General features: G+C 34.0%; 6 protein-coding genes. All 6 read right to left on the minus strand.

Translation table 11 applies throughout. The annotated features are described in order from the left end of the window. Positions 1-102 precede the first annotated feature (102 nt). The 6 genes from GTZ96_RS17745 to epsC all read right to left on the minus strand — a co-directional run bounded on the left by GTZ96_RS17745 (position 103) and on the right by epsC (position 8,699). The gene (locus GTZ96_RS17745; RefSeq protein WP_235973060.1) at positions 103-228 is read right to left on the minus strand and encodes a DUF2461 family protein; all 126 of its coding nucleotides are present in this window, start codon (positions 226-228) and stop codon (positions 103-105) included. A gap of 197 nt (positions 229-425) precedes the next feature. Next, positions 426-3,578 carry a P-loop NTPase fold protein gene (locus tag GTZ96_RS17750; protein ID WP_161645240.1) on the minus strand — a complete coding sequence of 1,051 codons (3,153 nt, stop codon included), beginning with the start codon at positions 3,576-3,578 and terminating at the stop codon, positions 426-428. A 152-nt stretch (positions 3,579-3,730) separates the two neighbouring features. Then, positions 3,731-5,782, minus strand: a complete 2,052-nt coding sequence (locus GTZ96_RS17755) for a family 2A encapsulin nanocompartment cargo protein cysteine desulfurase (protein WP_161645241.1) — start codon at positions 5,780-5,782, stop codon at positions 3,731-3,733. After that, on the minus strand, positions 5,766-6,683 hold the full coding sequence (locus GTZ96_RS17760) for a family 2A encapsulin nanocompartment shell protein (protein WP_161645242.1): 918 nt from the start codon (positions 6,681-6,683) through the stop codon (positions 5,766-5,768). The genes GTZ96_RS17755 and GTZ96_RS17760 overlap by 17 nt, the downstream gene beginning before the upstream one ends. A gap of 128 nt (positions 6,684-6,811) precedes the next feature. Continuing rightward, the gene (gene cysK / locus GTZ96_RS17765) at positions 6,812-7,732 is read right to left on the minus strand and encodes a cysteine synthase A (protein ID WP_161645243.1); all 921 of its coding nucleotides are present in this window, start codon (positions 7,730-7,732) and stop codon (positions 6,812-6,814) included. A gap of 142 nt (positions 7,733-7,874) precedes the next feature. Further along, positions 7,875-8,699: a serine O-acetyltransferase EpsC gene (gene epsC, locus GTZ96_RS17770; protein WP_161645244.1), complete on the minus strand. Its 825-nt coding sequence runs from the start codon at positions 8,697-8,699 to the stop codon at positions 7,875-7,877. Positions 8,700-9,320: the final 621 nt, after the last annotated feature.

Raw genomic sequence — 9,320 nt, forward strand, 5'->3', positions numbered from 1 at the left:
TTGCAAGCTTCATCATTTGGCAATTCTTTTATAAAGTTTAGTATGCTTTGTCCTTCAAATACTTCCATAACGACTGTTTTTAAAGACATAAAAATACAGAAACTAAATGACTAACTCAAAAATTTTATTTTCTTTCACAATCAAATCGTATTCTGGTTTGTGCTTAGTAAACCATTCCCGATTGTTATTTTCTTTTATCTGTTTAAGAAATTCAAATCCTCTTTTCATAATACTATACAGGTCAAAAGTCCGAATATTTTTCTCATTTTTTCAAGTCTTAATTGTCTTTTCGGGTTGTAGCTCCTTAAAATTTCATTACTTAATCTCCTTTGTGGGCACGGTGTGCAAAACCGCGCTATCCGTTGAACGAGATATTTATTACATATCCGAGTCTAGTGAAAAAATTTAATGAGCATTTTAAAAATTTAATTTTTTGAAAGACGAATATCTAATTTTGTAGCTAATAATTTTATGTTTTCGCTACTATCTTTTCTATCCCTGATTGCTTGTTTAAAATCTGAGACATCATTTGGAGAAGATTTTTTTAATAATTCCTTTATAACATCTGAATGCTTATCTTTTAAATTCACCAATCCCTCATCATCAAGAAATTCAACTTTAAAAAATGTTCTAAAAGCATCACCTGGCTTATCATTCAAAACAGATGATTCTATAAATGGATCAATTAAAAACATAAATAAAACTTTATCAACTAAAGTACTATCACTGTAGAGTTTATCTCTTATATCTTTTAGTGTATTTGTCAAACTTAAACCTGATTTATTAAAGCTATCAAATAAATAAGACCAATCTTCCGGTTTGTCAAAATTTTTATTCAAAATTGACTGTATTAGTGCATCTTTTAAACCTTCTAATGAAAAACTATTCCAACCTTGAAAATCAATTATTTTTAATAATTTAAACTTAAACAAATCAAAATCACTAAAGATTAAAGCCCATTCCTCTTTATCCAAATAACTGAAATACTCATTTGCTAAATTCAATATATGTTTCGATATATCTAATTCATTTGTCTTAATGACTTCAAATAAATACAATGAAAAATCCATAACGTTTTTATAATCAAAACCTTCTAATTCCCAACTATTTAAATCTAATAAAAAAACATTAGGTTCAATTTCTATATTACCACATATATCTTCAAAATTTTCTAATAGTTCACGAAGATTTGCTTTTGAAACACCATAATCATCAGTAATTATTTTTCTTGTAACATTTTTGTATAAAATAGAATCTGTAAAATGTTTAGAACCAATAAGAAAATCATCATAGTTTATGTAGAACTCAATCCTTTGCGCAATTTTTTCCGCAAGATCCTCTTTATCTGAATTTAAAATAACAGAGAAAGCTGAGGCATAAGAAGGATGGTAACTATTTAATTTTGACATCCTCATAGCGACTAAATCATAATAAAAATCTTCAGTTTCCGTAATTTGATTAAACAAGGAAAAAATTTCGGAATCTGACAATTTAGCTTTTAAAGGTTTTTCTGAAATATCCTTAAGTCGTTTGTATAATATTGACAACGTATTTGCATCTGACTTGTCTAAATCTATTTTATTTGATAATTCTTCAATAAAATCTTTTAATGTAAAATCATCTTTTAGGTGACTTACATAATTTAATTGCGCTAATGAATCAATATCAAGTTCAATTAGGTACTGATTTAGTCCATCATTTTGTGTAGTTACACAATATTTCTTGTAATTTGCTTTTTTATTGGAAACAAGCGGGATAAATGTTTTTGGCTCAACTTCTATTTCTTTTAAAGATTTTAGCAAATCCAAAATATCTATTTGAATTTCATTGTCATCCAAGAACTTATCGAAATCATCTACGATTGTAGCAAATTTTACGGAATCAAAATCATTACGAATCCTTAGTTGTTTGATAATAGATTTAATCCAAGTTTTTGCTTTGTTAATATCAATATGCTTAACAAGAAGCTTTTGTGAATATTTTATCTCAGAGCTATTGTGAGTTATGTCTTTTATCCTTAGATAAATATCATCCCAGATAGATTGTTTTTCAATCTCTGAAATTCTCGAGGTATCAGATAAAGAGTCCAAAACCAAAATCGGATTATCAAAATTTTCAATTTCTTGAAGCACAGCTGGAATAATCTTGTGAAAAGTACTTGTATTTGAAATTTCAAGAAATATTTTAATATCATTATTTACCAAACTATCTTTTAATTGTTTTCTATAAGCAATTTCTAAAGCGTCGTCAGGCTTGATTTGATATGCTAATGCAGTAATATATTTTTGAAAATCATCATTATCCTTATACAAATATGATAAACCTTTTAGAAATTCAGGATTAGAAATAGCTTTTAAAGGATCCATAATAATTTCATCTTTATTCAAGACAAAAAGTGTAATATATCGATCAGGAATAGTATCATCAAGTAGTTTAATTGATATTATCTCATTGATACAAGCAATAATCTCTCGGGGTGTAATAGTTGCTTTATAAACCTCATAAATTTGTATCACTTTTATAAATTCAGCTTCATCAACGACTGTAAAAGCTTCTTGCCATCGGTCTTTGAAAAACACTTTCCAACTTGACAGAATCGGAGGAGAAACTCTATAAACCAAATCAAATGTTTTATTAATATAATCATTAGCGTAGTTTCCATCACTTCCATTCAATTCTTTAAAAGCATTTTGGATATGAAGCCGATCAAAGGGAATGATAACTTTTATGTTTTTATATTTCTCTTCTGCGAAAAAAATATGGATTGATGACCATATACTTAAGATGTTTTTTTTAGGCAAACGATCAAAATTATCAAAAACTAAAACAAGTTTTTTTTCACCCAAATCTGCATCAATTTCTTTCATCCAATTTCTGAAGTCCTTAACCGATGGTTCATTTTCAGAAATAGTTTCAATTTTAGTTTCTTCCTCTTGTTTATTTGTATAGACTTGAAATGTTTGTTGAAGAGCGATTTTAAAAGATCCCCATTTACTGCCTTTCCAAAAAAGCTGAAAAACAACTTTACAGATATAAATTATTATTATAAGAAATAATGGAAATAGAATTAATAGTGCTTTACCTAATTCATTTTGAATGCCAAAAATGTCCCCAGTATCTTTTTTAGCAAAGGTGTTTATAGTTGGCGTGTAAATAATTAATACTAAAGATAGAATAAAACCTATACTTAGATAAGGTCTATTGATAGTAGTCACTTCTTTTTCCTTAGCCAGTAATCTTTTTAATTTTGCCTTCCATTTAGATTTATTGGAAACCATATTATTTTCCTTGTCAGAAATAAATTCTGTCAGTTCTACTAGAATAGCCTTGCGTTGGTCATCTTCTTGATGTCCCCAAACATCATAAATAAAGAATTTAAAATCGGGTAGTTTGTTGTCTATAATTTTTACAAGATTACTTTTTCCTGTCCCCCAAGCACCATCTATTCCAATTATTTGAAAACTTTTGTTTTTAATTATATCAGCAACTACGACACCTATTTTTTCTTGTGATTTCCCTTCAAACAAGTCGTCTCCAATAGGTAGATTATCTAAAAAATTTGGTTGTATTGTACTCATAAAAATATTTCATATAAAAATTTCAATTTCAACTTTGGTTATTTTTCAAATTAACAAATAATAAACCACAAAAACTCCAAATAATTTAGAGAATTTGTGGTTACAGTCTAAAACAAAAAAAGCCCAAGAACTAAATCCTGGGCTTTTGCTTTTTATTTTTTTCCGGATTTTAATTTCCAGAGGGTTTCTATAAAAACATCCACATCCTGGGTGGTGTTGTAAAAGGCCAAAGACGGCCTTACACAGGTTTCTACGCCCATGCGTCTCAAAATAGGTTGCGCACAATGGTGTCCGGTTCTCACGGCAACTCCTTCCTTATTCAATGCCTGTCCTACCTCATCATTGGTAAACCCCTGCAGGTTAAAAGAAAGTACACTCGCTTTATGAGCAGCAGTTCCTATCAATCGAACACCCGGAATTTGTTTCAGCAAATTAGTCGCATATTCCAATAAATAATGCTCGTATTGCCCGATTACTTCTATCCCGATTTTCGAAACATAATCAATCGCGGCACCCAAACCAATAGCATCGGCAATATTACCCGTTCCTGCTTCAAAACGATTCGGTGCTTTGTGGTATTTGATCTCCTCAAAAGTCACATCCTGAATCATATTGCCGCCGGATTGGTACGGCTGGGTTTCGTTTAGCAAATCTTCCTTGCCATACAAAGCGCCAATTCCTGTAGGTCCAAATAATTTATGACCTGAGAAAACCAACCAATCGGCATTAAGATACTGCACATCTACTTTCATGTGTGAAACAGATTGCGCTCCATCCAACAGCACTTTGGCACCAACAGCGTGAGCCATTTCTACCATTTGCTTAGCCGGAGTTACCGTTCCTAACGCATTCGAAACTTGAGTGAAAGCTACTAATTTCGTTTTCGAATTCAGCAGTTTCGCATATTCGTCTAACAGAATTTGTCCGCTATCATCGACAGGAATCACTCTCAATTTCAGGCCTTTTTTATCAGCCAGACGTTTCCAGGGCACAATATTAGCGTGATGTTCTAAATTACTCACCACAATCTCATCGCCAGCAACCAAATTCTGATCGCCCCAGCTTTGAGCCACTAAATTGATTCCTTCAGTCGCGCCACGAACAAAAACAATTTCGTTCACGGATTTAGCATTCAGGAATACTTTCACTTTTTCACGGGCCGCTTCATACGCATCAGAAGCTCTGGCTGCCAGTTCGTGTGCAGCACGGTGAATATTGGAATTTTCATGCTCATAAAAATAACTTACCCTATCAATTACAGATTGTGGTTTTTGAGTTGTTGCAGCATTGTCAAACCAAATCAAGGGTTTGCCATTCACCGTTTCCTTTAAAATTGGAAAATCTTTCTTGACAATATGTGGATTGAAATTAGTTCCGCCAAAACCTTCAAATTCGTTGTGACTTACCGGAGAAATAGCTGCTTTTTTAGAATCAAAGCCAAAAGGATTTTCATTCAAAAAATAATACGAACCCGGAGTATCGATAATTCCCGGAGTTGTTACCAAAGATGGAATTCCGAAACTCGAATTCAATGCTTCTAAAGCGGTTTTTAATTCGGCTTCAAAAGAAGAATGTTCTAATTCGAATGGCAAATAATTCTGATTCAAATTTGAAGATGAAGACGAATTACCACCATTATTATTCAAATTGGGATCGTTGAAACCAGTTTGCGGATTTTCGGCATTGATATTGTTACCGTTGTTCACCGCATAAGGATCAGCTCCACTTCCTGCAACAGGAGCAGATGCAAATCCTTGATTGTAATCCAGATTCAAATCACCTAATTGTGAAATATTTTCGATAGTAGGATCGGAAAAAGCATTGGAATAACCTCCAAATGCGGGTGCCTTTCCATACTGTACCACCGAAGGAGATCCGCCAAAACCACCAAATGAAGGCGGAGTTTGTACTGACCCAATCGGACTTGCCGAAACCGCCGGAGTTGCCAACGGAGCAAAACCGGATTGTCCCAACAAGGTATCGTGATTGCTAACCGGAAATGCCGCTTCTACTCCACCTAAATTACCAGCCGCAAGCAGCGTTTCGGCAATTTTGGTAGCGCGAGGATGTTCACTGGCATTGGGACTCAACGAAATTTCTTTTGGAAACTCATTGGGCAACGCACTGAACAACTCATTGGCTAACTTTTCCAAGTCATCAATATTAGGTAATCCCGTACCTGTTGTATTAATATTTGTACTCATGATACTTTCCTATTTCTACATCTTCTAATACCGCAATAGCGTCATCAACAGTTACTGCCAATGAGCAATATAAAGATACCAGGTAGGAAGCAATTGCTTTTTCGTTTATTCCCATAAAACGCACCGATAATCCCGGAGATTGTTCCCCTTGTAAACCTGGCTGGATAAGACCTATTACACCTTGACGGCTTTCTCCTGTACGCAATAAAATGATTTTAGATTTACCATCTTTGATTGGCAATTTATCCGAAGGAATAAGCGGAATTCCTCTCCAGGTTAAAAATTGAGATCCAAACAAAGAAGTTGTTGGAGGTGGAACACCACGACGTGTACACTCACGACCGAAAGCTGCAATAGCTAATGGGTGCAACAGGAAAAAACCTGGTTCTTTCCAAACTTTTGTCAACAATTCATCTAAATCGTCTGGTGTTGGAGCTCCTGTTCTTGTTTTAATAATTTGCGAAGGTGCTACACTATTCAACAAACCGTATTCTTTGTTGTTGATTAATTCGCTTTCCTGACGCTCTTTAATTGTTTCGATAGCCAAACGCAATTGCTCAGAAATTTGGTTGTATGGTTTACTGTATAAATCCGAAACACGAGTGTGTACATCAACAATAGTCTGAACCGCTGCCAAATTGTATTCTCTTGGATTCTCGATATAATCCACGAATGTATTCGGTAAAGTTCTCTCGTCTCTAGCCGAACAATCCACTTCAATATGATTGGCATCTTTTACTTTATTCAAACGATACACCCCTGATTCAACCGGAACCCAGTGTAACAAATGAGTAAGCCATCTTGGAGAAGTTGCCATTGTAGGCACCGAACGTGTTGCTATTGCTAATTGTCTTGCTGCTACGTCTCCTAACGCAGTCTGTTGTTTTTTTACTTCTGCCATTTTCTTAGTTTTAGATTATTTAATAATGTATTCGTAAAATTCTGTTGCGTAGTACTCTTCTGCTAATTTAATGTTTTACGATTAATTATCCACATCGACTACTTGTTATTTTTGTTAAATCCTTCTGCCTATAAAACCGCATCAAACAATTCATCTACAGATAAATATCGTTCACCGGTATCATAATTAAAAGTTAGGATTACTGCGTTTTCAGGTATCCCCTCAAGCTTTTTAGAAACTCCCGCCAAAGCCGCTCCTGTAGAAATTCCTGAAAAAATCCCTTCTGTTTTTGTCAGTTTTTTTGAAAATTCAAAAGCATCTCCTTTTTCAACGGTAATGATTTCATCTATATATTCCCTATTAAAAACGGCTGGAACAAATCCGGCACCAATGCCCTGAATGGGATGTGGCGCGGCTAATCCACCACTCAAAACGGGTGATAATGCCGGCTCAACAGCAAAAGTTTTTAGCTTGGGAAAATGTTGTTTTAGAATTTTGGAAACTCCTGTAATATGTCCGCCCGTTCCCACTCCGGTGATTAAATAATCAATTCCATCAGGGAAATCTTTTAGGATTTCCTGAGCGGTTGTTCTTTCGTGAACTTCTACATTGGCTGGATTATTGAATTGCAAAGGCAAAAATGAATTGGGAGTCGAAGCGGCTAATTCGTGCGCTTTTTCTACTGCACCTGCAGTTCCTTTTTCTCTTGGTGTCAAAACGAATTCGGCGCCATAGGCATTCATGATTTTCCTTCTTTCGATACTCATCGATTCCGGCATTACCAAAATCACTTTGTATCCTTTTACCGCAGCTACTAATGCCAAACCAATTCCTGTGTTTCCGGAGGTGGGTTCTATAATAACCGAATCCGAATTTAAAAGTCCTTTTTTCTCTGCATCTTCAATCATCGCCAAGGCAATTCTGTCTTTGATACTCGAACCTGGATTTGATTTTTCTAACTTTATCCAAACCTGATGCGTTGGGAAAAGTTTGTTCAACTTTACGTGGGGTGTATTCCCTATTGTTTCTAATACATTTTGATATTTCATAATACTATTTGTTAGTTTTTGCCACAAAGGCGCTAAGTCACAAAGAAAAATTTTTAGCACGCAGATTCAGCAGATCTTAACAGATTTTTTTTCTTAAAAAAAACCTTTGTGCCTTTGTGTCTTCGTGGCACTTTTCAACTCCTTAAATCGAATAAAAAATAGGCTCTGGAAAAGGATTATTGTCCTTAACCCTGATTTCGTTTTTATGATAGACTACCGAATTCGATGGAATGGAATACGTCAACCAAACATTTCCTCCAATAATGGAATCCCTTCCTACGGTAGTTTGCCCGCCAAGAATGGTACTATTGGCATAAATAATGACGTTGTTTTCAATCGTTGGATGTCTTTTGATAGACGCTTCTCCTTTTTTCACACTCAAAGCTCCAAGCGTAACTCCTTGGTATATTTGAACATTATTGCCAATAATCACCGTTTCTCCAATCACAATTCCGGTTCCGTGATCGATGGCAAATTCATCGCCTATTTGGGCCCCGGGATGGATTTCGATACTAGTTTTACTATGCGCATATTCCGAAATGGTACGCGCCAACAATTTCAAATCCTGTTTCCAAATTTGATGTGAAAAACGATAAATGGCAATGGCAAAAAATCCGGGATAGGTATACAAAACTTCTTCTAAAGATTTTGCAGCCGGATCTTTGGCATAAATAGTTTTAGCATCGTTTAATGCCTTTTTATGTAAATTGGGTAATGCCTTAAAAAACGTTTTGGTTTGTTGCTGACTTTTCTCGTTTTTAGGTTCAAAATCCAAAACCAGTTCATTGAATTGTATTTCTAATTCTGTGAATTTATCTTCGATAATAGTCACATTACCGAAAGATTTTGATGTATTCGAAAACAAAACCGAAAACAACTCATCTATAAATTGATGGATTAATTTCTTTTTTGGCAGAATCAATAAGTCTTGATGCTGTTGGGCTATTTCTTGGTAAAAAGATTTCATAATCTATTATTTTTAAGAGTTATAGAGAACCCGTAGGGTGTAATTAGTTTTTGATGGTAATTTTTCGTCAGTTCGAGGTATAATTTTTTTACAAAAAAATGCAATATAAAATGACGTATTATTTTTATATATTGTTTTGTCTAAATAATTGAAAATCAATTTTTTAGACAAAACGTCAATGGTAGTGATTCCGTTTTTGGACGGGATTGTATCGAGAACAGAAAAATTAGATTTATCAATTTTCTTTTTTGCTTGATCAAAAAAGAAACAAAAAAATCAAGTCTAACGCTTCCTCGTCGGTCAAATTAGTTTTCGAATGCTAAAAGAAAAGAACTCTCCGCCGCGGCGGATCAAACAGCTTTTCTTTTTACGCATTCTTCAAACATTTGACACTCGACTGCGAAAGCTAAGGACAATTCAAACCCCAGAAAAAACAAAATTTAATTTATAAAATATCAACGTCATTTCATATTGCTTTTTTTGTAAAAAAACATCTACCATTGACGTTTTTATTTATTCTGTTAAATATCAATTAGTTGCATATTTAGTTCTTTAGCTTTTTTAGTTAAAAATCTAAATTGTTGATCCTTTTGATGTTGTAAATATATTTCCACTCCTTTT

This window comes from Flavobacterium undicola (assembly GCF_009909155.2).
In the GTDB taxonomy this organism is placed as follows: Bacteria; Bacteroidota; Bacteroidia; order Flavobacteriales; family Flavobacteriaceae; genus Flavobacterium; species Flavobacterium undicola.